Raw genomic sequence first — 26,195 nt, 5'->3', positions numbered from 1 at the left:
CGGCAATCGAAGCGATTAATAAATATTTGCATTAAGAAAATTTACCTTTTATAGTTATTCTAATCTTAAAACCATTCCTTTACGTTTCATGGAAAAAGAATATCATCATTTCAGTTAAATCCCTAAATTTCCAGAACAGTTTGTTAAGTTAATCTAACTTTTATTAAGTTCGTAATTAACTTTATTCACCAAGTCAAAATTTGAAAAAGAAAACAACAATATACGATATTGCGAGGGAGTTAAATATTACAGTTTCTACTGTATCAAGAGCACTTAGTGATTTTCCGGCAATAAGCGATGCAACGAAAAAAGCGGTTGTTGAGATGGCTAAAAAGCTAAATTACAGTCCTAACAAACTCGCTTCCGCATTAAAATCTGGTAAAACCCATATTATCGGCGTTATAGTGCCTAGTGTCCAAGCTCACTTTTTTGCTTCAATTATTCATTGTATCGAAGATGGATTAAAAGATAGTGGCTATCGGGTTATTATATATCAATCTAATGAATCGGTGGAAAATGAAATTAATGGCGTTAAAACTTTATTAGAAGCGCAGGTTGATGGAATTATGGCATCCATGTCTTTGGAAACGCAAGATGTTTCACATTTTGCCGAAATTGTAAAGCAGAACAAGCCATTAATTTTATTTGACAGAGTTCATGAAGATTTAATTGTGCCAACGGTAACGCTTGATGATTTTAAAGCGGGCTATATGGCCACCCAACATCTTATAGACCGGGGTTATAAAAAAATTGCTTTTATTACTACAGTACATCAAATAAAGATTTTTAACGATAGGATTAAAGGCTATAAAGCATGTCTAACAGAAAATAATTTACCGATTTTAGATGATCATATTATTTTTGGTGGTTTATCGATAAAAGATGGGAGGTTTGGTGCTGGTCGGTTGATGAGGAGTGAAAATAAGCCTGATGCAATTGTTGCGGGAGATGATTTTACAGCTTTAGGCGTAATTAAAAAGCTTAAAGAAATCGATGAAACACCGCCCGAAATTGGTGTGATAGGCTTTGCCAACGAAGCGTTCTCCGCATACATTACACCTAATTTATCTACGATAGATCAGCATGCACCTCAGATTGGTAAAGAATGTGCAGAAATGTTTTTAAAAATGATTCAGCAAGAAAATCCTTACCAAAATATTGAACACATTGTACTAGATCCAACTGTGGTTGAAAGACAATCTACTTCAAAAACTCTTCCTGGTTAATAAATATTGCCAATAGGGACAATGAAGAGTAATCTCTTACTTAATAGTTTATTCATTAAAAAGGCTTTTTCTTATACCCATTTCTAGTCCTCGTATTTCTGCCAAACCTTTTAAACGTCCAATTGCCGAATATCCCGGATAAGGATTCTTGTTTAAATCATCTAGCATTTGATGCCCGTGATCTGGTCGCATCGGTATTGCTCTATTTTCTTTGTGCATTAATTTAACTGCATTAGAAACCAAAGAAAACATATTTGCATTTCCTTCGAGATGATTTGCTTCATAAAAATTCCCTTCACTATCTCTTTGTGTACTTCTTAAATGCAGAAAGTATATTCTGGAGCCTAATCTTTCCATCATTGCAGGTAAATCATTATCTGGTCTGGCACCAAATGAGCCGCTACAAAAACAAAAGCCATTAGATTTATTGGGAACCTGTTCAATAATGTAATTGGCATCATTTTCTGTACTCATTATTCTTGGTAAGCCTAGGATAGGGTAGGGTGGGTCATCTGGGTGAATAGCCATTTGCATATCGTGTTCATCAGCTACCGGTGTAATTTCTTTTAGAAATTGAATGAGATTATTTTTTAATACATCGGTAGTTATTCCTTTAAAGCCATCGAGCAGTGTTAAAACCTGTTCGGTAGTGAAATGGTCTTTGCTGCCAGGCAAGCCCTGCAAACAGTTTCCCATTAGTTCGTTTCGTTGCGTATCATTTAAGGCTTCAAAGTAAGCGGTTGCTTTTTCTATTTCTGCATTTGAATAATCATCTTTTGCATTTGTTCTTTTTAATAAGAATATGTCAAATGCAATAAAGGCAGCTTTTTCAAAGCGTAAGGCTAACGCACCTGTTTCTGTTTCGTATTTTAAGTTTGTTCGCATCCAATCTAACACAGGCATAAAATTATAAGTGATTACTTTAATCCCGCAATGAGCCAGGTTATAAAGACTAATTTTATAATTTTCTATCCATGTTTGATATGCTCCGGCTCGTTTTTTAATGTCTTCGTGTACTGGTAAGCTTTCTACAACACTCCAAAATAGACCATGCTTTTCAATTTCAGTTTTTCTTTTCTCAATCTCTGTTATTGTCCAAATTTCGCCAACCGGGACATGGTGAAGTGCAGTTACTACGCCTTGACAGCCTGCCTGTTTAATGTTGGTTAAGCTAACAATATCTTCGGGACCATACCAGCGCATGGTTTCAATCATTTTCATATCAATTTTTTTTAAGCTTAATGGAATCTGAGCAGCTAAAAATACACCATTTTTAAAATTTTAAAAGCATAAATTAAAATATTTTGTGCAATCGGTTGCTAGTTAATTCTCATTGCTGTTTTATTAGAGCTTAATATACTTAGACTCTAATAATCGCCATTAACCAAACGAATAGGCTCTTTATTTCTTTGTAAATTCGTCTTAAGGTCGAGTATTTATGAAGAAGCTTAAGTGAGTATTTTGCCTCTGAACGAATAAACTACAGAAAGTATTTCTTGATTTTTTAATAAAAAATTTGGAGTTTATAAATTAATAACCATCTTTATGCAACCGTTTGCATAACCATTTAAAATTTAAACCATATATGTATTTATTAGGTATCGATATAGGCACTTCTTCTATTAAAGTATCAGTTGTTGATGCAGGTACGCAAAAGTGTTTGGCTACTGTTCAGTATCCCGAAGTTGAAACCGAAATTAAATCAATTAAGCCTGGCTGGGCAGAGCAATCGCCGATGGATTGGTGGCGCAATACACAGCAGGCGATATTGAAATTAAATGCCCTGGAAATTTTTAACCCTAAAGAAATAACTGCAATCGGCATCGCCTATCAAATGCATGGGTTAGTTGTTGTAGATAAAGAACAGAATGTTTTACGCGATAGTATAATTTGGTGCGATAGTAGGGCTGTTGAACTAGGCGAAAAAGCATTTGACACCATCGGACATGAAAAATGTTTACATAGTTTGTTAAATTCGCCAGGTAATTTTACCGCATCAAAGCTGGCCTGGGTTAAAAATAACGAACCCGAACTCTTTAGTAAAATAGATAAAATAATGTTGCCTGGCGATTTCATTGCCATGAAGTTCACAGGCGCTATCACTACAAGTATTGCGGCGCTTTCGGAAGGTGTTTTTTGGGATTTCAGAAAAAATGAAGTTTCTGAGGATGTTTTAAAAGTTTATGGCCTGGATAAAAATCTCCTCCCCGATATTAAACCCTTGTTTTCTGAACATGGTTATTTAAGTGCGGGTATAGCCAGATTGTTGGGCTTAACTGAAGGTATTCCGGTTGCTTATAAGTCAGGAGATCAGCCTAATAATGCATTGTCTTTAAATGTTCTAAAGCCTGGAGAAGTTGCTGCAACAGCCGGAACTTCTGGTGTAATTTACGGTGTTAGCGATGAATTAACATACGATGAGCAATCTCGTGTAAATACCTTTGCTCATGTCACCTATTCAAATGAAGATAAACATACAGGTGTTTTACTTTGTATCAATGGAACGGGCAGTATGTATCGCTGGGCTAAAGAGAATTTTGCGCCTAATCAATCTTATGCAGAGCTGAACAAGCTTGCAGCCTCATCACCCATAGGTAGTAAAGGTATTAAGGTGTTGCCGTTCGGTAATGGTGCGGAGCGCATGTTAAATAATAAATATACTGGTGCACAGCTGCATGGCATTGACTTAAATCTGCATAGTCGCTCAGATATTTTTCGGAGTGTTCAGGAAGGAATTGCTTTCTCTTTCCGTTACGGCTTAGATATTCTGCGTGAAAATGGCATGCGTCCAAAAGTGATTCGGGCCGGCTTGGCAAATCTTTTTTTAAGTGATTTATTCGCCCAAACGTTTGTCGATGTAACAGGAGTTCCTGTAGAATTATATGAAAACGACGGGAGCGTAGGTGCTGCCCTTGGAGCAGGAATTGGAGCGGGTATTTTTAAAAATAATCAGGAAGCATTTTCACAACATAAGGTATTGCGCTATTTGGAGCCAAAAAACTCACTAGAATATGAACAGGTTTATAGCGATTGGAAAAATTTGTTAATCAAAGCATTAAAATAATTACAAAAGATAATAAAATGACAAAAGTAGTAACAGGAACAACTGAATTTTTTAAGGGAATAAAACAGATTCAATTCGAGGGTTTGCAAAGCGATAATCCTCTTGCATTCAGATGGTATGATGCAGATAAAACGGTGGCAGGAAAAACCATGTCCGAACATTTTAAATTTGCATGCGCCTATTGGCATTCTTTTAACGGAAATGGTGCCGATCCGTTTGGAGGTGCTACTCATGTTTTTCCTTGGGATGAAAAGAAAGATGCAGTCGAACGTGCCAAAGATAAAATGGATGCTGCATTTGAATTCATTACCAAAATGCAAATTCCTTATTATTGTTTTCACGATGTGGATGTTGTAGATTATGGGGATAATGTTTTAGAAAACGAGCGTAGATTACAAATGCTGGTTGATTACGCTAAAGAAAAACAAGCCGAAAGTGGTGTGAAATTACTTTGGGGAACAGCAAATTTGTTCAGCCATAAAAGATATATGAATGGTGCATCTACAAACCCCGATTTTCATGTATTAGCGCATGGTGCTGCCCAGGTTAAATCGGCTTTAGATGCAACAATTGCATTAGGAGGAGAAAATTATGTGTTTTGGGGAGGCAGAGAAGGATACATGAGTTTGCTGAATACTAATATGAAACGCGAGCAAGAGCATTTGGCTAAATTTTTACATACCGCCAAAGATTATGCTCGCAAACAAGGTTTCAAGGGTACCTTTTTTATTGAACCTAAACCGTGCGAGCCATCTAAGCATCAATATGACTATGATGCGGCTACAGTGAAAGGATTTTTGCAGCAATATGATTTATTAAATGATTTTAAACTTAATCTTGAGGTCAATCATGCAACGCTAGCTGGACATACTTTTCAGCATGAGCTTCAGGTTGCTGTTGATAGCGGTTTATTAGGTTCAATTGATGCAAATCGTGGCGATTACCAAAATGGCTGGGATACTGATCAGTTTCCAAACGATATTAATGAACTTACAGAAGCCATGCTTATCATTTTAGAAGGTGGTGGTTTACAAGGCGGTGGTGTTAATTTTGATGCAAAAATCAGACGTAATTCAACTGATCCGCAGGATTTATTTTATGCACATGTTGGGGGTATGGATATTTTTGCCAGAGCGCTGATTACTGCCGATGCCATTCTTCAAAAATCAGATTATAAAAAAGTAAGAACAGATCGTTATGCTTCATTTGATAGTGGTAAAGGGGCTAATTTTGAGCAAGGAAAACTTACTTTAGAAGATTTAAGAAATTATGCTGCCGAAAACGGGGAGCCTAAAGTGATTAGCGGAAAGCAGGAATATCTGGAGAACATTATAAACAGATATATTTAAAACTTTTATAAAGTTTTTATTGCCATATAATCTATATTTGATTATATGGCATATTAAACCTAACCAAATAAATTAATGAAAAATAACTTACTTGATACAAAGGATTACATCGTCTTCTTGGTGTATTTCGTCATTGTTGCCGCTTACGGGCTTTACATTTACAATAAAAAGAAATCTGCTTCAACTGGTTCAAAAGATTATTTTCTGGCCGAGGGTTCTTTAACCTGGTGGGCAATTGGAGCTTCCTTAATTGCTTCAAATATTTCTGCAGAACAGTTTATTGGAATGAGTGGCTCTGGTTTTAAAATGGGATTGGCAATCGCAACTTATGAATGGATGGCTGCAGCTACGCTAATTGTGGTCGCCGTATTTTTTATTCCAGTATATCTGAAAAATAAGATTTCGACAATGCCCCAATTTCTGCATCAGCGCTATAATGGTACCGTGGCAATGATAATGGCTGTGTTCTGGCTTTTGTTATATGTTGTCGTAAATTTAACTTCCATCCTGTATTTAGGTGCTCTGGCGGTTAGTAGTATTTCAGGCTTCAATATTGATTTCTGTATGTATGCCATCGCTGGCTTTGCAATTATAATTACCCTTGGTGGAATGAAGGTAATTGGCTATACCGACGTTATACAAGTATTCTTTTTAATTTTAGGTGGGCTTGCCACAACCTATCTGGCCTTAAATTTGGTTTCCGATCATTATGGAACAAAAGGAGTCCTGGAAGGCTATAACCTGATGACTTCTAAAGCATCAGAACATTTTCACATGATTCTGAAACCAGATAACGAAAATTATATCGATTTACCAGGTTTGAGTGTTTTGGTTGGTGGTATGTGGATTGTAAATCTAAACTATTGGGGTTGCAATCAGTATATAACTCAAAGGGCCTTAGGTGCTGATCTAAAAACTGCACGTAGTGGTATCTTATTTGCAGCGTTTTTGAAACTTTTAATGCCGATTATTGTCGTGTTACCTGGTATAGCTGCTTATGTTTTATATAAAGACGGTGCATTCCAGGCAGAGATGTTGCAGGATGGTTCGGTAAATCCCGATAGGGCATATCCGGTGCTTTTAAATTTATTGCCCGCCGGATTAAAAGGCTTGTCTTTTGCAGCTTTAACTGCAGCGGTTGTTGCTTCTTTAGCTGGTAAAGCCAATAGTATTGCAACTATTTTTACTTTAGATATTTATAAAAAAGTTCTTAAAACCGATGCGACTGAGAAGAATCTTGTTTTAACCGGAAAAATTACCATCGTTGTAGCCATGGTTTTAGGCGTGTTAATTGCACCTCATTTAGGTATCGATAAAAAAGGCGGCTTTCAATATATTCAAGAATATACTGGTTTCGTTTCTCCTGGTATTTTTGCCATGTTTATTCTGGGCTTTTTCTGGAAAAAAACAACTTCAAATGCGGCGTTATTTGCCACAATTGGGGGTTTTGGTCTCTCGTTGTTATTAAAGTTCTTACCTAAACTAACAGATCTTTCCTGGTTATCAGGCATGGGCTTCTCTAAACTTGTTAAGCAAGAAAACGGCACGATGTTGTATGAAATTCCATTTCTTGATAGGATGGGCTTTGTATTTATTTTCTGCATAATAGGAATGTATATTATAAGTATGATAGAGAGTAAAAAAGGAGTAAATGAGAAAGGCTTAGAAATTGATGTTAAAATGTTTAAAACATCAAAAAGCTTTGCCGTTGGTGCATTAATTATTATAGGTTTAATTGTTGCGCTTTATAGTGTTTACTGGTAGGAATAATAGGTAAGCCTATTCTAAATTAGCGGCTATTTATTGATGGCTAGCTATAATTTTAATAATTTTTTTAAACCCAACCCATGCAGGTCACTAGATTTGTGTGGTTTGGGTTTTTTTTATAGCTAATCTGTTTATCCTGATTAGCAGATAACATAAAAAGTTCGGCTGGCTCTTATTCCTGCTAATGTGAGTAAAATTTTGGCTAAAATGTATGCAATGTGCTTAGATTTGAATTCTTTATTGGGTAATGAATAAATTATTTTTTTAGTGAGATATAGATTTTTAAAAATTTTATTTTTTTGATATAACTCGCTTTTTATCAGTGTTTAAGCTGATTTCTTATATTTCTTACGATTTTTTTTTCTTATCTTTTTGCAGTCCAAGTGGGAGAAAAAGTATGTGGAAAACTTTTTTGTGGTAAAAAGTGGTAAAAAGTGGTAGAACTATTTACTTTTACACTACATAAAAAGTGTAAATACCACTATGACTCAACTTTTGGGAGAATTCGATTGTAAACTTGACGCAAAGGGACGCCTTATGGTACCTGCTGCGCTTAAGAAACAATTGCCTGATGTTGAGCGTGAGGGCTTAGTTATAAACCGGGGTTTCGAAAAAAATCTTGTTATTTATCCGAAAAGCGTTTGGGATGGTATTGTTGTTCAGCTAAGTACACTTAATGTGTATGATGAGGAAAATAGAAAATTCATCCGGGCTTTTACTCGTGGTGCTTCAGAGCTTTCTCTGGATGCTGCCGGTCGTGTATTGTTGCCAAAATCACTTAGCGAATATGCTGGTATAGGTTCTGATATTGTTCTTGCTTGCCAGCTCGATCGTATAGAGGTTTGGGATAAAAATGCTTACGAAGATATTTTAGATAGCACACCAGCAAATTTTGCAGCATTAGCTCAAAAAGTGATGGTTCCTAAAAAAGGAGGTACTGATGGAGAGTAATTATCATGTACCAGTAATGCTTCAGCCTTGCATTGATGGATTGAATATCAAGCCGGATGGTGTTTATGTTGATGTAACTTTTGGTGGCGGTGGTCATTCGAAAGAAATTTTGAAACATTTGGGTCCAAACGGCAGACTGATTGCTTTTGATCAGGATTTGGATGCACAAAAAAATATCCCTACCGATCCCAGATTTATCTTTATCGACCAGAACTTTGGATTTCTTAAAAACAACCTTCGTTTAAAAGGATTTAAGCAGGTAGATGGTATTTTAGCCGATTTAGGTGTTTCTTCTCATCAATTTGATGTTGCCGAACGTGGATTTTCTATTCGTCACAATGCAGATTTAGATATGCGAATGGATAGAAACGGCTCTTTAACTGCTGCCGAGGTTTTGAATACTTATTCTGAAGATAAGTTGCATAAAATTTTCGGAATCTATGGCGAGGTTAAAAATGCAAAATCTTTAGCCCGTGCGGTGGTGACGGCTCGTTTAGAGAAATCTTACACGGATATCGATAGTTTCAAATCAGCTATTTCAGCATATATCCCAAAGGGAAAAGAGAATAAATATTTAGCACAGGTATTCCAGGCATTAAGAATCGAGGTAAACGCAGAAATAAAAGTGCTTGAGGATTTTCTGCAGCAAGCTGCCGATGTATTAAAACCTGGTGGTCATTTAGTGGTGATGTCTTATCATTCTTTAGAAGATAGACCAGTTAAAAATTTTATGGCGAAAGGTAAATTTCAAGGGGAAGTTGAAAAGGATTTTTTCGGCAATCAGCAGAAGCCGTTTAATGTTATTACACGCAAAGCAATAATCGCTTCTGATGAAGAGATTGCTCAAAATAACAGGGCTCGCAGTGCGAAATTAAGAATAGCGGAGAAGATATGAACAAGTTCAGAGAAGATATAGATGATGAGGAATTCAGCCCTGAACCTGAATTGAAGATAAAATCCGAAAGGGTTAAAACTGAAAAAGTAAAATCAGAAGATGATAAAAAGTTTAGTGAAACTTTTATCGGAAAATTTTTTACAGAAGGGGTAATATCAAAAGAAGCGGCAACAGATGCATTGCCGTTTTTGTGCTTTCTGGCGCTTTTGTGCATGGTTTATATCGCAAATAGTCATTTTGCAGTGAATAATGTTCGCCGAATTGATAAGCTAAATAAAGAAGTTAAAGAGTTAAGATGGGAGTATAAATCCTTAAAGGCAGACCTGATGTTTAAAAGTAAACTAACCGAAGTTGCCAAAAAAGTAGATACTCTTGGAATAAAAGAATTAATTGAACCACCAAAAAAACTAATTGTTAAAAGCGATGAATATTAGAGCAAATATATTGCTTCGTGTATATCTGGCATTTGGCTTAATCGTGCTTTTTGCTTTGGCGGTATTTTTACGTCTTGGGCAGGTGCAGTTTGTGCAGGGGCATAAGTGGAAAGCTATGGCAGATAGTCTTTCTACAAAATATATGGCCGTTGAGGCTACCCGTGGAAACATTTATTCTAATGATGGAAGCTTGCTTGCCACGTCAGTTCCGGAATATGAATTGCATATGGATATGTTCGCTGGCGGTATTGCTGATGATAAGGTCTTTAACGAAAAGGTAGATTCTTTGGCTTTTAAACTTGCCCAGTTATTTCAGGATAAAACGGCAAAAGAGTACTCAAGAATGCTTCGGAGTGGTCGTCAAGATAGTGCACGTTACCTGCTGATTCGACGTAAAGTGAATTATGCAGATTTAAAAACCATCAGAACCTTTCCATTATATAATATCGGAAAGTTTAGTGGTGGTTTAATCGCCGTGCAACAAAATAAGCGCATTCTGCCTTTCAAGGCTTTAGCGGCACGTACCATAGGTTATAAAAATGCGAATGTTGCAAATGGAGTTGGTTTAGAAGGAGCTTACACTCAATATATAAACGGAGAAACCGGCAGAAGGTTAATGCAGCGTATTGCTGGTGGCGTTTATGTACCGGTTAATGAAGAAGAGGAAGTAGCGCCAAAAGATGGAGCAGATATCATTTCTACTATTGATGTGAATATGCAGGATTTGACCCAAAGTGCTTTAGAAAAGCAATTAATTGCAAGTAAAGCTGATCACGGTACCGCTATTTTAATGGAAGTTGCGACTGGCGAAATCAGGGCAGTTGCTAATTTTTCGAAAGTGGAAGAAGGTGTTTATAAAGAAAAGTTTAATTATGCCATCGCTGGAAATCAGGATCCTGGTTCAACTTTTAAATTGGCCTCATATATGGCTTTGCTAGAAGATAAAAAGGTAGATACCAATACAATGGTCGCGACAGGGAATTATCAAATTCCTGGGCACTTGATTAAGGATTCGCACGGGAGTATTGGGGTGGTTACGGTAAAAAAAGCATTCGAGCAATCTTCAAATGCCGCTATTGCTTACCTGATAAATAGTAACTATAAAGAAAATCCATCAAAATTTACAGATCATTTGTACGAGTGGCATTTAAACGAAAAGCTTCAACTTCAAATTCCTGGGGAGGCAAAACCAGTTGTTAAAAATCCGGAAAATAAAAGTTGGAATAAAAATATGACCTTACCACAAATGGCTTATGGTTATGAAATGCAACTTACACCGCTTAAAATGTTGTCATTTTATAACGCTGTTGCGAATAACGGTAAGTATGTGGCGCCAATTTTTGTAAAGGAAATAAGAAGATTGGGTAACCCTATTGAACAGTTTAAAGCACGTGTAATTAACGAACAAATATGCTCTGATGTTACTTTGAGTAAAATTAAAAAGATGCTTGAGGGTGTGGTTACTGAAGGAAGTGGTAAGCAAATTGTTTACAATCCGCTTTATAAAATTGCGGGTAAAACAGGTACAGCACAGGTTGCAGATGCAAACAAAGGCTATAAAGCAAATAAACAGTATCAGGCATCTTTTGTGGGTTATTTCCCTGCTGATAAGCCAAAGTACTCACTTATTGTAGTTATTAATGATCCAAAGGGTTCTTACTACGGTGCTTTGGTTTCTGGTCCGGTTTTCAGAGAGATTGCAGATAGAATTTACGCTAGCGATATGCAAATGTATAACGACGTACCTGAACGACTGGTCGGTAATACAGGAAATCCTCCTACAAAATCCGGACAAAGTAAGGCTACCCAAAAAGTTTACAGGGCATTTGGATTTAAGCCACTTTTTGCGTCTAAATCAGAATATTATAACACCATAGATACAAGCGCAGGAACAATTTTTCAAGAAAACAACGAGCGTAAAGGGGTAATGCCAAATGTGGCTGGAATGGGTTTAAAGGATGCGCTATATCTATTGGGAAATGCAGGATTAAAAACAAGAGTAACAGGCTCGGGAAGAGTGATACGGCAATCAGTGCAAGCTGGGACGAAAGTGGGTAAAGGATTAGCAGTTGATATACAACTAGATTAAAATGAATTATTGAATTAAAGATTGAACGGATGATAGATTAACAAAGACATTCATTCAAAAATAAAATATATGCAATTACAGGATTTACTATATGGTGTAACGATAAAAGAGTTGGTTGGCAGAACCGATAGGGAAGTTAATACCCTAAACTTTGATTCGCGTAAGGTAACTGAAAATGATGTTTTCTTTGCGATAACAGGTACAGTTGCTGATGGTCATCTTTTTATCGAACAAACTATAGTTCAGGGAGCTAAAGCTATTATTTGTGAAAACCTGCCTGAAATTAATGATTTTGATGTTACTTATATAAAAGTCGAAAATACTTCTATTACTTTAGGTATTATGGCTGGCAATTTCTATGGAAACCCATCTAATGATTTAAAGCTGATTGGAATTACCGGCACCAACGGTAAAACTACTATTGCAACAATTTTATTTAAGCTATTTAAAGATTTAGGCTATAAAACTGGTCTAATATCAACGGTAGAAAATTATGTAAATAATGTTGTTGTTGCCGCAACACACACCACTCCAAATCCTTTAGCATTAAATGCATTATTGAGGGATATGGTTGATGCCGGCTGTGATTATTGCTTTATGGAAGTTAGTTCCCACGCGGTGTCGCAACATAGAATTGAGGGGCTTAATTTTTCTGGAGGGGTTTTTTCAAACCTCACTCATGATCACTTAGATTTCCACAAAACTTTTGATAGTTACCTAAAGGCTAAGAAAGCATTTTTCGATGTATTGCCGAAAACAGCTTTTGCATTAACTAATATCGATGATAAAAACGGTATGGTGATGTTGCAGAATACCAAGGCCTATAAAAAGACTTATGCATTGAAGCAGCTTGCTGATTTCAAAGCTAAAATTACAGAAAATGGTTTTAGTGGCTTGCATCTAGATATCGATAATGAAGATGTTTATTTCAAATTAATTGGTTCGTTTAACGCATATAATTTACTTGCTGTTTATGGTACAGCTATTCTTTTGGAGCAGGACAAATTAAAAGTTTTAACGCTTTTAAGTCGTTTAACAGGCGCAGAGGGCCGTTTTGACTATATTGTTTCGGCTGATAAAGTTATTGGTATTGTAGATTATGCTCACACCCCTGATGCGGTTCAGAATGTGCTTGGAACAATTGCAGATATCAGAAAAGGAACTGAACAAGTGATTACCGTAATTGGATGTGGGGGCGATAGAGATAAAACCAAACGTCCGGTTATGGCGCAGGTAGCCTGCGATTGGAGTGATAAAGTTATTCTTACTTCAGATAATCCACGAACTGAAGACCCGGCAGTTATTATTTCGGAAATGGAAGCAGGGGTTTCACCAACAAATAAACGTAAAACAATATCCATTTTGGATAGAAGAGAAGCTATAAAAACAGCTTGTCATTTAGCGAAAAGCGGAGATATTATTCTTATAGCGGGTAAGGGCCACGAAAAGTACCAGGAAATTAATGGTGTACGTAACCATTTTGATGATAAAGAGATTTTACTTGAACAATTAAACCCTGCCAGCTAATGTTATATTTATTATTCGAATACCTGCATAAGCATTATGATATACCTGGATTAAGGTTGTTTCAATATATCACTTTCCGTGCCTCGGTATCTATTATTTTATCCTTGATAATTACAACTGTTTACGGGCGTAGACTAATTGATTATTTACATAAAAAACAGGTTGGCGAAACAGTGAGGAATTTAGGCTTAGAAGGCCAGATGCAAAAACAAGGTACACCAACAATGGGTGGTATCATTATTTTGCTTGGCATTTTGATCCCGACATTGCTTTTTGCTAATATTTCAAATGTATATGTAATTCTAATGATTATTACAACAATCTGGATGGGCGCTATTGGCTTTTTGGATGATTACATTAAGGTATTCAAAAAAAATAAAGAGGGCTTGGCAGGGCGTTTCAAAGTTGTTGGTCAGGTGGGCTTAGGTTTAATTGTAGGCTGGACAATGTATTTTAATCCAAATATTGTGGTTAGAGAAACAGTTCAGGATAACGTGAAAACGACCTCTAATGCACCCATGGTTTTACGTCAAAAAGGCGAAACTTTCTACTACACTCAAGATGTAAAATCAACTAAAACCAATATTCCTTTCTATAAGAATAATGAATTTGATTATGCTAAAGTTCTTAAATTTTTAGGTGATGGTTATGAGAAATATGCATTTCTGGTTTTCCTTGCCTTCACCGTTTTCATTATCACCGCAGTATCAAATGGGGCAAATATAACAGATGGAATTGATGGACTGGCTACCGGAACTTCGGCCGTAATTGGAACCACCTTAGGAATTTTGGCATACGTTTCGGGTAATGTTGGCTTTGCCGATTATCTGAATATTATGTACATCCCGAATTCGGGAGAGCTAATGATTTTTGCTGGTGCGTTTGTTGGTGCCTGTGTAGGTTTCTTATGGTACAACTCCTATCCGGCTCAGGTTTTTATGGGCGATACAGGAAGTTTGGCTATCGGCGGAATTATTGCATCGTTTGCAATTATGATTCGCAAAGAACTTTTAATTCCTATTCTATGCGGTATATTTTTAGTAGAACTTGTATCGGTTATTATGCAGGTTTCTTATTTCAAATACACTAAGAAAAGATTTGGAGAAGGCAAGCGGGTTCTATTGATGGCACCCTTACATCATCATTATCAAAAAAAGGGATACCATGAGGCGAAGATCGTAACCCGGTTCTGGATTATTGGAATTATGCTAGCTATCATGACTATAGTGACTTTAAAGTTAAGGTAATAACAAAATATTTAAATAAAAATGCAACCTAATCATACTACACAAAACCCAATTCAACCTAAGTCAGCAATGGCAGGGGCGAGCCGTGTAGTAATTTTAGGTGCAGGTGAGAGCGGCGTAGGTGCGGCCAAGCTAGCCAAGCAAAAAGGTTTTGATGTTTTTGTTTCAGATTATGGTGTAATAACTGATAAATACAAAGCTGCACTTGAAAAATTGGGTGTTGCTTTTGAATCTGAGCGACATACTGAAGCGCTGATATTAAATGCAACAGAGGTAATAAAAAGCCCTGGAATTCCGGCAACGGCTCCAATTATAAAAAAATTAATTGCCAAAGGTACTTCGGTTATTTCTGAAATTGAGTTTGCGAAAAGATATACAAATGCCAAAACAGTTTGTATTACAGGTTCGAACGGTAAATCTACAACGAGTTTACTTACCTACCATATTCTGAAAAACGCAGGCGTTAATGTTGGGCTTGCAGGGAATATCGGGCAAAGTTTTGCGGCGCAGGTTGCCGATGGTGAGTTTGATTGGTACGTATTAGAAATTTCGAGCTTCATGCTGGATGATATGTTTCAGTTTAAAGCAGATATAGCCGTTTTATTAAATATTACACCCGATCATTTAGATCGTTACAATTACAAGCTGGAAAACTATGCTGCATCTAAAATGCGCATTATCCAAAATCAAACAGCGGCAGATGTATTTATTTACTGTGCTGATGATGAAGAAAGCTTAAAAGCGCTTAAAGGCTTATCACCTATGGCAAAAACATACCCTTTTTCAATTGTAAAAAAAATTGAGATTGGCGCATACCTACAAGACGATACAATACACATTCACACAGAACCAAATAACGAACTAACCATGTCTATTTCAGATTTAGCCCTACAAGGCAAGCACAACATTTATAATTCTATGGCTTCGGGCATTGTTGCTAAAGTTTTAGAGTTAAGAAATGAGACCATTCGCGAGAGCATGGGCAATTTCAAAAATATTGAGCACAGATTAGAACATGTGGCCAAAATTTCTGGAATCGATTTTATTAATGATAGCAAAGCAACAAACGTAAATTCTACATGGTATGCCTTGGAGAGTATGACAAGTGATGTGGTTTTGATTATGGGTGGAGTAGATAAAGGAAATGATTACAACATGCTCAAAGATTTGATAAAGAGCAAGGTGAAGGCAATTGTTTGTTTAGGAAAGGATAATAAACGCATTCACGATGCATTTGAGGATGATGTAGAAGTGATTGTAAATACATTCTCTGCTGATGAAGCGACACAAATTGCCTTTCATTTAGCAAAACGCGGAGATGCAGTTTTACTTTCTCCGGCTTGTGCAAGTTTCGATTTGTTTAAAAATTATGAAGACCGCGGTAACCAGTTTAAAGCGGCAGTAAAAGAATTATAGAAGGAGGTTTAACACATGTTTCAAGCTTTACTTAACAAAACAAAAGGCGACAGATGGATTTGGTTAATCATCATTCTGCTTTCGCTTATATCTGTAATGGCAGTTTATAGTGCTACAGGCACACTTGCGTATAAAAAAGGAGAAGCAGTTGAAAAGTTACTATTAACCAAACACCTGATTTTTGTTTTATTAGGTATCGGGATGATTTATATTTCTCATTTATTGGATTACCGTTATTATGCCGGTATATCCAAAATACTGATGATAATAACAATACCACTGCTAATTTATACTTTAATTTTCGGAACAAACCTAAATGATGCATCACGTTGGGTAAAAATACCGGTAATAGGATTAACTTTTCAAACTTCCGATTTGGCAAAATTAGCGTTAATTACTTTTCTCGCTCGAATGTTAACGAAGAAGCAAGAAAATATAAAAGATTTAAGGGAATCATTTATTCCTATTATGGCTTCTGTATGCTCTGTTTTCGTGTTGATAGCTTTGGCTAATATGTCTACAGCATTAATGCTTTTTGGGGTTAGTATTCTGCTTTTAATTATAGGAAGAATCAGCATTAAACAAATTTCAATAGTTTGTGCGGGCGGCCTTGTCTTATTGTTAATTGTTGGATTTCTAGGTCCGAGAAGGGCGACTTACAAATCTCGTATTAATACTTTCCTACATCCGGAGATGCAGCACTCTGACAAGACTTTTCAGGCCGACCAGGCAAAAATTGCTTTGGCTACTGGAGGAGTTTTCGGTAAAGGGCCAGGAAATAGTACCCAGCGTAATTTTCTTCCACACCCTTATTCTGATTTTATTTTCGCCATTATTATTGAAGAATGGGGAACTTTTGGAGGAATTGTGATTATGGTACTCTACCTGGTGCTTTTATACCGATGTGTGAAAATTGTAACCAGAGCGCCAAAGGCATTTGGCGCTTTACTGGCTGCCGGATTAAGCTTTAGTTTAACAATTCAGGCTTTTGCAAACATGGCGGTAGCTGTAGGGCTAGGACCAGTTACAGGTGTGCCGCTTCCCTTGGTAAGTATGGGTGGAACATCGATGATCTTTACCAGCGTTGCTTTTGGTATTATTTTGAGTGTAAGCAGAGATGTTGAAGAAAATGTAGCTGGAAAAAGTATAACAGATAAAGAAAAAACTAATAAAGTTATTATTGGAGAAATTCCTGCGATGGGATAGAAAGCTTAAAGTCTAAAGCTGAAAGCATAGCAAAAATTAAATATTAATAAACGAAATAAGAAAGCTTTAGACTTTGGTCTTTTAGCTTTAAACTTAAATATAAAATGAATAATTCCCCAAAAATTATCATATCAGGAGGTGGCACAGGCGGGCACATTTTTCCCGCCGTTGCCATTGCCAATGCATTAAAACGCATTGTGCCTGGCTGTGAAATTTTATTTGTGGGCGCAATTGGTCGCATGGAAATGGAAAAAGTTCCGGCGGCCGGATATAAGATTGTTGGCTTAAATATCAGTGGTATTCAACGCGGATCAATTGTTAAGAATCTTGCTTTGCCTTTTAAAGTTCTTGGCAGTGTTCGCAAAGCGATGCAATTGATTAATGACTTTAAACCTGATGCGGTTGTAGGTGTTGGTGGTTATGCTTCTGGTCCTTTACTATATGCGGCTTCTTTAAAAGGAATTCCATATTTAATACAGGAACAGAACTCCTATGCCGGGGTAACGAACAAATGGCTTGGTAAAAAAGCATCGAAGATTTGTGTGGCTTTCGATGATATGGATCAGTTTTTTCCCGCAGATAGAATATTAAAAACAGGAAATCCTGTAAGGCAAGAAGTTGTAGATATAAAAGGCAAACACTATTCAGGTGCAGAACTTTTAAAGCTAGATCCGCTAAAGAAAACTATTCTGGTAACAGGTGGTAGCCTTGGTGCAGGGACTTTGAATAAAAGTATTGAAAAGCATTTGCCAGATATTATTGAGCAGGATGTTCAGGTTATATGGCAAACGGGTAAGTTTTATTATAAGGGAATTATAGAAAGATTGGGTTTAGATTATCACCCAAATGTGCGCATTCTGGAGTTTTTGAATAAAATGGATTTGGCTTATGCCGCTGCCGATGTTATCATCAGCCGGGCAGGAGCTGGAACAATAGCTGAGCTTTGCTTAATCAAAAAGCCGGTTATTTTGGTGCCTTCACCCAATGTAGCTGAAGATCATCAAACTAAAAATGCTTTAGCATTAGTAAAAAATAATGCAGCGGTTTTAATTAACGATCGTTCTGCTGAAGATACCTTAGTTGCCGAGGCATTAAGATTATTAAAAGATAAGGCTTATGGAGAAACACTTTCTGAAAATATTGGAAAGATGGCATTGCCAGCTGCTGATGAAATTATTGCGAATGAAGTTTTAAAACTAATAATAGCTTAAAGCTAGCGCTGAAAGATCAAAGCAATTACAAACCGTCATTGCAGCAATCTTTACGATATAGAAAAATAGAATTTACAGTTGAAAGGAAAGCTTTAAGCTTAACTCTTTCAGCTTTTAACTTAAAAAAATGGAATTAAGTAAAATAATTAGAGTGTATTTCGTGGGTATCGGTGGTATCGGTATGAGTGCGCTTGCCCGTTATTTTGCGAAGAGAGGTGTGTTAGTTTGTGGTTATGATAAAACCAGAACCAATTTAACTGAAACATTAGAAACTGAGGGTATTTTGATTTCTTATTTGGATGAGCCTGGAACTTTGCCTTGCGCATTTTTGGATAATCATGATGATACGCTGATTGTTTATACGCCCGCTATTCCAAAAGATTCAAAAATTTTAAATCACTTCAAAAACAAAAATTTTAGCTTAAAAAAACGTTCTGAAGTTTTAGGAATCATCAGTAAAGGCATGTTTTGCATCGCAGTGGCTGGCACTCATGGTAAAACAACAACTTCATCCATTATAGCTCACATTTTAAAAGATACAGGTTACGATTGTACTGCATTTTTGGGCGGTATTACAAGTAACTACAATAGCAATGTTTTATTTGGTGCCAATAATGTTGTAGTAGTTGAGGCTGATGAGTATGATAGGTCGTTTCTAACCCTACATCCCGATGTTGCGGTAATCACCTCAATGGATGCAGACCATCTCGATATTTATGGTGATAAAAGTCAGCTTGAAGAATCTTTTCACCTTTTTGCTGATCAACTCAAGGCAGAAGGTACGATATATGCTCGTGAAGGTTTGCCAATAAAAGATGCAATCAGTTATGCTGCAAACAAAACGGCTACTGCCAGGGCAGAAAACTTAAGGGTTGAAGGTTCAAAATTTGTTTTTGATTATGCGGATAGTACAACTCAAATTAAAGATTTGAACTTAATGTTGCCAGGTAAACATAATGTAGAGAATACAACTGTTGCCATTGCAATAGCGCTGCAATTAGGAATAAATGCTGATAAAATTAAACAAGCTGTAGCAAACTTTAAAGGCGTTAAACGCAGATTTGAATACATTGTAAATAATACTAAGCAGATCTATATTGATGATTATGCACACCATCCTGAAGAACTAAAAGCTTGTTTTGATGCGGTTAGACAATTGTATCCTGAAAAGAAACTGACCGTTATTTTTCAACCACATTTATTTACCCGTACCAGAGATTTTGCCGATGAATTTGCAAAAGTTTTAAGTACAGCAGATGAATTGATGTTATTGGAGATTTATCCGGCGAGGGAGTTGCCAATAGAGGGGGTGAATGCTCAGTTTTTATTGGATAAAATAACAATGACTAATAAAAGAGTTTGTGGAAAAGACTTCGTGATTGAGCATGTGGATAAAACAAAACCCGAATTGATTTTAACAGTTGGTGCCGGAGACATAGATACACTAATTGAACCTTTAAAAAATACACTAAACCATGTTTAAACGAATAAACTGGAACGCAATATTTACTGGCTTTGCCTGGCTAATCAGCCTGGCAGGATTGGTAGTGCTGTTAAGTTTTATAAACGTTAAAAAACAAACTGTAAAGTGTACTAATGTTAAGATATTAATTCCTGGGGCTGACAATTTTATAGAACGGGAAGAAATTGATCAAATTTTAAGAGAAGATCAGGGTATTTTAATTGGGCGCAATCTGGAAAAAATCAATATTCATCAGATTGAGAAAAAATTACAGGCAAACCCTTACATAGGCTTTGCTAAGGTTTTTGTGGATATGGATGGTGTGTTGCATATTGAAATAAAACAGCGTCAGCCAATACTTAGGGTTTTAAATCTAACGGGTCAGGATTTTTATATTGATAATGATGGTTTAAAAATGCCGATTTCGCCAAACTTTACCGCCAATGTACTTGTTGCAACTGGTAATATTCAGGAAGTATTCGGAACACGTGTTGATACCCTGAGAACACAAATGGCTCGCGATTTATATAAAACGGCTCAGTATATTAAAAAGGATACACTCTGGGATAACCAAATTGAACAAATAATTGTAGATGCAAAAAATGATATTGAACTCATACCGAGAGTCGGGAACCAACGTATTATTTTAGGTACTGCGGATTCGTTGGATAAAAAGATGAAAAATCTTTTGATTTTTTATAAGAAAGCGATGCCCCAGGTTGGCTGGGAAACTTACAGAACTATTAATATTAAATACACAAATCAGATAGTTTGCGAAAAAAGAGATTCCTCAGGAATACCTAAGCATGCAAAAGTACTTTCGGCCGCAGATAGTTTAAGTATCACCAGAAAGGTTTCTGATTCTCTGATACGTAATTCTATAGCTGATGCAATGAAAAATGATGGTATCCGAGATGATCGTGAACCAGAGAAAAGGGATGAAAAGCCTGTTATTGCCGCTAAACCTAAACCAGCAACACCAATAGTTAAACCTAAAGTAATTGCTCCAAAAGTCGAAGTAAAAAAGGAAAAAGCCAAAGCTGAAACTTCCAAAACAACTGTAAAGAAAGAGCCTGCAAAAACAACGGAATCAAAACTGGTGGCAAAGAAGGAAAAGCCTAAAACTGCCGAACAAAAGCCAGCGGAAAAAAAAGAAAAAACTTTTGCCCAGAGAATGGCAGATGAACGTGCTCTAAAGCAAAAAACGGCAGCAGAGAAAAAAAATAAATAAGATCCCTTTTCAACAACAAAATATATAACTCAACAAAATTAACGAATATGGACAAGGCAAAATTTACCAGTCAGTCTCCAATTGTAGTCGGCCTGGATATCGGTACTACAAAAATATGTGTTATCGTAGGTCGCAGAACACAACATGGCAAAATCGAAGTTTTAGGCATCGGTAAAGCCGAATCAGCAGGTGTAACCCGCGGGGTAGTTTCTAACATTCAGAAAACTGTTCAGGGGATTGCTCAAGCTGTAGAAATAGCCAGCGGACAATCAAACGTAGAAATACAGGTGGTTAACGTTGGTATTGCGGGGCAGCATATCAAAAGTTTGCAGCATCGTGGCATTTTAACCAGAAGAGAATTAAATAACGAAATCGGAAAAAAGGATATCGACAAGTTAATTGACGATATGTTTAAGCTGGTTATGCCTCCTGGAGAAGAGATTATTCATGTTTTACCACAGGAATTTACCATTGATAACGAGCCGGGCATTAAAGATCCAATTGGTATGGCTGGTGTGCGTCTTGAAGCGAACTTCCACATCATTTCTGGACAAGTAACGGCTGTTAAAAATATTATTAAATGCGTAAACAATGCAGGTCTTCAAACTCAAGATTTAATTCTTGAGCCTTTGGCTTCTTCTGAATCGGTGTTGAGCGATGAAGAAAAAGAGGCTGGTATTGCTTTGGTTGATATAGGTGGTGGCACAACTGATATTGCAATTTTTCACGAGGGGATTATTCGTCATACTGCTGTTATTCCTTTCGGAGGTAATAGTGTTACAGAAGATATCCGTGAAGGTTGTTCGGTAATGCGTAACCAGGCTGAGTTATTAAAAACACGTTTCGGTTCTGCTTTGGCCGAAGAAAATAAGGAGAATGAAATTATCTGTGTTCCAGGACTACGTGGTAGAGAGCCCAAAGAGATTTCGGTTAAAAATCTTGCTTATGTAATTCAGGCTCGTATGGAAGAAATCATAGAGCATGTTTATTATGAGATTAAAGCTTCAGGTTATGAGAAAAAATTAATAGGTGGTATTGTAATTACTGGTGGAGGTGCTTTATTAAAACACTTATCTCAGGCGGTAGAGTATGTAACCGGTTTAGATTGTCGTATTGGTTATCCAAACGAGCATTTATCCAAATATGAAGACATGCCAAAAACCATTTACGATGATTTGAAAAGTCCAATGTATGCAACCAGTGTTGGTTTACTAATAAAAGGTATTCAACGTGCAGAAGAGCAGGAGGTAGAAATTAAGAAAGGAACTGTAATTGTTGATAAATCAAAACCGCAAAAAGAAAAGGAAAAACGTGGCCCTGGTTTATTCGATAAGTTACTTGCTAAAACAAAAATTTTCATCCAGGATGATATGGATGTTAGCGATGAAGATTACTTGAAAAGTTAAATTTTTTCCACAAAAGCTGAGTTTTCCACATTATGAACACTTGTGGAAAACGTCTGTGGAAAAAGTGTTAATATTACATTGAGTAATGAACAGAATTTAAGAATTTTTAAACAACTGATTCATAAAGATATGCAGTTCGAAATGTTAAAAGATAAGTCATCAATCATCAAAGTAATTGGTGTTGGAGGCGGTGGCGGCAACGCAGTGAACCATATGTACCTGTCGGGTATTACTGGTGTGGATTTTATTATTTGTAATACCGATGCCCAGGCTTTGGAATCTAGTCCTATACCTAACAAGGTACAATTAGGTGCTAGTTTAACCGAGGGGATGGGTGCTGGTTCGATTCCTGAAGTTGGTAAAAATTCGGCTATAGAGAATATAGATGATATTAAAGCAATGTTAGGTAGTACAACCAAAATGCTTTTTATTACAGCAGGAATGGGTGGAGGTACTGGTACAGGTGCTAGTCCGATTATTGCAAAAGCCGCTAAAGAGCTTGACATTTTAACAGTAGCCATTATCACTACGCCGTTTTCTTTCGAAGGAAAGAGAAGAAGGTTGCAAGCTGATGAAGGTATGGAAGAACTGAAGAAATACGTAGATTCTTATCTTGTAATTTCTAACGACAGATTGCGTGAAATTTTCGGAAACTTAACTTTAGGCTCTGCTTTTGGGCAGGCCGATGACATTTTAACAACTGCTGCAAAAGGTATTGCCGAAATTATTACTGTTCCTGGTTACATAAACGTGGATTTTAAAGATGTGCGTACGGTAATGAAGGATAGTGGCGTTGCAATTATGGGTAGTTTCGCTGCAGATGGTGAGGAACGTGCCTTACTTGCAGTTGAAGGCGCTTTGGCATCTCCTTTATTAAAAGACAATGAAATTGAAGGTGCACGTTATATTTTATTAAACATTAGTTCTGGTTTACGTGAGGTAACAATGGATGAAGTGTCTATTATTACAGATTATATCCAAGAAAAAGCAGGTTTATCTGCTGATTTAATCTGGGGTAACTGTACGGATGAGTCTTTGGAAGATAAATTATCTGTAACTATAATTGCTACAGGTTTTCAGACTTCAGAAGAACGCGTTCACGAAGAAAAAAATAAAAAGAAAATATCATTATTAACCCCAGAAGAGGCACCACTGGTTCGGGTTGTAGAGCCAGTAAATTCTTTTATACAACCTAAAGCTGTACCGTCTTTAGAGCCTGTTATGAAGGCAAAAGATGAAACTCCTCAGGCAGATTTATTTGGTGGAATGTTTAATAAAACAGAAGCGCCGAAATATCCTGAGCCAGAAAATGACGTAATTCGTCATACTTTGGTAGAAGAAGAGCCTCAAGCTGAAACGCCTGCAGAAACAGGATTTGAATTTGAGATTAAACTTGCAGAAACAGAATTTGTTTTTGAAACACCTGTTGCAGAAATGCAATCTATGCCAGAACCAGAAACGCCTGTTGTTGGTTTAGATGATAATCAAAACGATGAATCTGTAGAAGAACAGCTTAAAAAATCAAGAGAGCGTATTATGCGCCTTAAAGATTTGAGTATGAAACTTCGTACCACAAATGGCTTGCAAGAATTGGAAAACGAACCGGCTTACAAACGTAAGCAAATGCAATTGCAGCAGGTTCAGCATTCTTCAGAGTCTCAGGTTAGCCGATTTACCTTAAGTAATGACCAGGATGGTGGTACTGAAATCAGACCAAACAATTCTTTCTTACATGATAATGTTGATTAAATAAACCAAATATAATTTTTTAAAGCCCCTGATTATACATCTGGGGCTTTTTTGGCATAAAATTAGATTGTTAAATAAAGTTAATTGATAAGCAAAGCATTAACCCTGTTGATTTTAAGCCGAATAAACCGTAAATTCGCAACAATTTTAGTACAATAAAACATAATACATTGGATATATTTGATAAAATAGCAAAGCACATGGGCCCACTTGGTCAACACCAAAAATGGTCTCATGGGTATTTCTCATTTCCAAAATTAGAGGGAGAGATTGCACCACACATGCAATTCAAAGGAAAAGAGCATTTGGTTTGGAGTTTAAATAACTATTTAGGCTTAGCCAATCACCCGGAAGTTAGAAAGGCTGATGAGCAGGCTGCTGCACAATTTGGTATGGCTTACCCTATGGGTGCCAGGATGATGAGCGGGAATTCAAAATATCACGAACAATTGGAGCAAGAACTAGCCGTTTTTGTAGGTAAACCTGATGCATTTTTATTAAACTATGGCTACCAGGGTATGGTTTCCATTATTGATACACTTGTAGATAGAAATGATGTAATTGTTTACGATGCAGAATCTCACGCTTGCATTATTGATGGTTTACGCTTACATATGGGTAAAAGATTTGTTTACCAGCACAATGATATCGATAGTGCCCGTAAACAATTAGAACGCGCTACAAAGTTAACCAAGGAGTCTGGTGGTGGTATTCTTTTAATTACTGAAGGTGTTTTCGGAATGAGCGGTGCCCAAGGTAAATTGAAAGAACTTGTCGAACTAAAAAAGGATTTCGAATTCCGTATTTTGGTTGATGATGCGCATGGTTTTGGTACTATGGGTAAAACTGGTTCAGGAACACACGAAGCGCAAGATTGTATTGAAGGTATTGATGTTTATTTCGGAACCTTTGCTAAATCTATGGCAGGTATTGGTGCTTTCGTTGCTTCAACTGAAGAAATTACGAATTTCCTAAGATATAATATGCGTTCTCAAACTTTTGCCAAAGCACTACCAATGCCAATGGTTATCGGTTTGTTAAAGCGTTTGGAATTATTAAAAAGCCAACCACAACTAAAGGATAAACTTTGGGAAATTGCTACTACACTTCAAAAAGGCCTACGCGAACGCGGTTTCGATTTAGGTGTAACAAATTCTGTTGTAACACCAGTTTTCTTAAAGGGTGAATTAACAGATGCGACAGCAATTACTTTCGATTTACGTGAGAATTACAGTATTTTCTGTTCAATCGTAGTTTATCCTGTAATTCCTAAAGGTATGATCGAATTACGTTTAATTCCTACAGCTGTTCATACACTTGAGGATGTACAACGCACATTGGATGCTTTTAGTGAAGTATCAGAAAAACTAGAAAACGGGTACTATAAAGAAAATCAATTCGCTATAGCTTAATTAATAATATTTTAAAAGGCTCTTTAATTATAAATTAAAGGGCTTTTTTGTTTTTTGTTATTTTTAATTTATTGATTTTCAGTTATTTATTTTTTTATTTACAAACATTAATGTTTATAAACCCCCATAATGTGGAAAAATAGCGGTTTGGAGCCCGTTTTTTGTGTTCTAAAAAGTTTTTTTTTTAGGTAAACGCTTGTAAATTAGACTTACAAAAAATTAAAACTAAAAACCTAAAATTATAGGAGCCCTAAAAAATGAAAAAATTTGAAGAAGTAAAAAGTTTGGTTGCAGCTTTAGAAGCTGATGCAGACAAGTTTTATAACAAAGGAAATAGTGCAGCTGGAACTCGTATACGTAAAGGTATGCAAGATTTAAAAAATTTAGCACAAGCGATTCGTTTGGAAGTTCAGGATACTAAAAACAAAGCTTAAGCAATAGAATATTAAAAAAAAGGGGCTGTATCATAAATAAAATGATCAGCCCTTTTATTTTGCTTAAATTTTTTATATTTTTTTATGTTATTTTTTGGTTTAAAGTGTTGATTTTCATA

Annotated in this window: 20 protein-coding genes; 19 read left to right on the top strand and 1 reads right to left on the bottom strand. The window is 36.4% G+C overall.

Annotation, left to right across the window (positions count from 1 at the left end; translation table 11 throughout):
• The first annotated feature begins 200 nt into the window (after nucleotides 1–200).
• Nucleotides 201–1,226, top strand: a complete 1,026-nt coding sequence (locus tag ACFOUY_RS17205; protein ID WP_378962438.1) for a LacI family DNA-binding transcriptional regulator — start codon at nucleotides 201–203, stop codon at nucleotides 1,224–1,226.
• Nucleotides 1,227–1,274: 48 nt separating this feature from the next.
• On the opposite strand, the gene uxuA is transcribed toward ACFOUY_RS17205, so the two are convergent.
• Nucleotides 1,275–2,447, bottom strand: coding sequence for a mannonate dehydratase (gene uxuA / locus ACFOUY_RS17200; protein ID WP_378962437.1), 1,173 nt, complete (start codon nucleotides 2,445–2,447; stop codon nucleotides 1,275–1,277).
• A 364-nt stretch (nucleotides 2,448–2,811) separates the two neighbouring features.
• Between uxuA and ACFOUY_RS17195 the strand changes: the two genes are divergently transcribed.
• The 18 genes from ACFOUY_RS17195 to ACFOUY_RS17110 all read left to right on the top strand — a co-directional run bounded on the left by ACFOUY_RS17195 (nucleotide 2,812) and on the right by ACFOUY_RS17110 (nucleotide 26,076).
• Complete coding sequence (locus ACFOUY_RS17195; RefSeq protein ID WP_378962436.1) at nucleotides 2,812–4,290, top strand: xylulokinase; 1,479 nt, start codon at nucleotides 2,812–2,814, stop codon at nucleotides 4,288–4,290.
• 17 nt (nucleotides 4,291–4,307) lie between these two features.
• Entirely contained in the window at nucleotides 4,308–5,639 is a 1,332-nt protein-coding gene (gene xylA, locus ACFOUY_RS17190; protein ID WP_378962434.1) for a xylose isomerase, read from the top strand.
• A 75-nt stretch (nucleotides 5,640–5,714) separates the two neighbouring features.
• A complete protein-coding gene (locus ACFOUY_RS17185; protein WP_378962433.1) occupies nucleotides 5,715–7,403 on the top strand; it encodes a sodium/sugar symporter in 1,689 nt (562 codons plus the stop codon).
• 486 nt (nucleotides 7,404–7,889) lie between these two features.
• A complete protein-coding gene (gene mraZ, locus ACFOUY_RS17180) occupies nucleotides 7,890–8,357 on the top strand; it encodes a division/cell wall cluster transcriptional repressor MraZ (protein ID WP_378962432.1) in 468 nt (155 codons plus the stop codon).
• Nucleotides 8,347–9,252, top strand: a complete 906-nt coding sequence (rsmH, locus tag ACFOUY_RS17175; RefSeq protein WP_378962430.1) for a 16S rRNA (cytosine(1402)-N(4))-methyltransferase RsmH — start codon at nucleotides 8,347–8,349, stop codon at nucleotides 9,250–9,252. Before mraZ ends, rsmH begins: the two co-directional genes overlap by 11 nt.
• Nucleotides 9,249–9,686 (top strand): FtsL-like putative cell division protein, encoded by a 438-nt coding sequence (locus tag ACFOUY_RS17170; protein ID WP_378962429.1) that lies wholly within the window; start codon nucleotides 9,249–9,251, stop codon nucleotides 9,684–9,686. The genes rsmH and ACFOUY_RS17170 overlap by 4 nt, the downstream gene beginning before the upstream one ends.
• Nucleotides 9,676–11,775: a penicillin-binding protein gene (locus ACFOUY_RS17165; protein WP_378962428.1), complete on the top strand. Its 2,100-nt coding sequence runs from the start codon at nucleotides 9,676–9,678 to the stop codon at nucleotides 11,773–11,775. Before ACFOUY_RS17170 ends, ACFOUY_RS17165 begins: the two co-directional genes overlap by 11 nt.
• Before the next feature lie 69 nt (nucleotides 11,776–11,844).
• Nucleotides 11,845–13,302, top strand: a complete 1,458-nt coding sequence (locus ACFOUY_RS17160) for a UDP-N-acetylmuramoyl-L-alanyl-D-glutamate--2,6-diaminopimelate ligase (protein ID WP_378962426.1) — start codon at nucleotides 11,845–11,847, stop codon at nucleotides 13,300–13,302.
• Nucleotides 13,302–14,549 carry a phospho-N-acetylmuramoyl-pentapeptide-transferase gene (gene mraY / locus ACFOUY_RS17155; RefSeq protein ID WP_378962425.1) on the top strand — a complete coding sequence of 416 codons (1,248 nt, stop codon included), beginning with the start codon at nucleotides 13,302–13,304 and terminating at the stop codon, nucleotides 14,547–14,549. Before ACFOUY_RS17160 ends, mraY begins: the two co-directional genes overlap by 1 nt.
• Before the next feature lie 69 nt (nucleotides 14,550–14,618).
• Complete coding sequence (gene murD / locus ACFOUY_RS17150; protein WP_378962504.1) at nucleotides 14,619–15,965, top strand: UDP-N-acetylmuramoyl-L-alanine--D-glutamate ligase; 1,347 nt, start codon at nucleotides 14,619–14,621, stop codon at nucleotides 15,963–15,965.
• Between the two features lie 15 nt (nucleotides 15,966–15,980).
• Complete coding sequence (locus tag ACFOUY_RS17145; protein WP_378962424.1) at nucleotides 15,981–17,171, top strand: FtsW/RodA/SpoVE family cell cycle protein; 1,191 nt, start codon at nucleotides 15,981–15,983, stop codon at nucleotides 17,169–17,171.
• A gap of 104 nt (nucleotides 17,172–17,275) precedes the next feature.
• Complete coding sequence (gene murG / locus ACFOUY_RS17140) at nucleotides 17,276–18,382, top strand: undecaprenyldiphospho-muramoylpentapeptide beta-N-acetylglucosaminyltransferase (protein ID WP_378962423.1); 1,107 nt, start codon at nucleotides 17,276–17,278, stop codon at nucleotides 18,380–18,382.
• Between the two features lie 127 nt (nucleotides 18,383–18,509).
• Complete coding sequence (gene murC / locus ACFOUY_RS17135; protein WP_378962421.1) at nucleotides 18,510–19,865, top strand: UDP-N-acetylmuramate--L-alanine ligase; 1,356 nt, start codon at nucleotides 18,510–18,512, stop codon at nucleotides 19,863–19,865.
• Complete coding sequence (locus tag ACFOUY_RS17130; protein ID WP_378962420.1) at nucleotides 19,858–21,075, top strand: cell division protein FtsQ/DivIB; 1,218 nt, start codon at nucleotides 19,858–19,860, stop codon at nucleotides 21,073–21,075. Before murC ends, ACFOUY_RS17130 begins: the two co-directional genes overlap by 8 nt.
• Nucleotides 21,076–21,122: 47 nt before the next feature.
• Nucleotides 21,123–22,481 (top strand): cell division protein FtsA, encoded by a 1,359-nt coding sequence (ftsA, locus tag ACFOUY_RS17125; protein ID WP_378962419.1) that lies wholly within the window; start codon nucleotides 21,123–21,125, stop codon nucleotides 22,479–22,481.
• 129 nt (nucleotides 22,482–22,610) lie between these two features.
• On the top strand, nucleotides 22,611–24,230 hold the full coding sequence (gene ftsZ, locus ACFOUY_RS17120; protein WP_378962503.1) for a cell division protein FtsZ: 1,620 nt from the start codon (nucleotides 22,611–22,613) through the stop codon (nucleotides 24,228–24,230).
• A 170-nt stretch (nucleotides 24,231–24,400) separates the two neighbouring features.
• Nucleotides 24,401–25,642 carry an aminotransferase class I/II-fold pyridoxal phosphate-dependent enzyme gene (locus ACFOUY_RS17115; protein WP_378962418.1) on the top strand — a complete coding sequence of 414 codons (1,242 nt, stop codon included), beginning with the start codon at nucleotides 24,401–24,403 and terminating at the stop codon, nucleotides 25,640–25,642.
• A 257-nt stretch (nucleotides 25,643–25,899) separates the two neighbouring features.
• Nucleotides 25,900–26,076, top strand: coding sequence for a hypothetical protein (locus ACFOUY_RS17110; RefSeq protein WP_056871440.1), 177 nt, complete (start codon nucleotides 25,900–25,902; stop codon nucleotides 26,074–26,076).
• Nucleotides 26,077–26,195: the final 119 nt, after the last annotated feature.

Source organism: Pedobacter jamesrossensis (genome assembly GCF_042650905.1).
Taxonomy (GTDB): domain Bacteria; phylum Bacteroidota; class Bacteroidia; order Sphingobacteriales; family Sphingobacteriaceae; genus Pedobacter; species Pedobacter jamesrossensis.
Note: the sequence above shows the minus strand (reverse complement) of the source record. Positions and strands in the feature narration are given on the sequence as shown.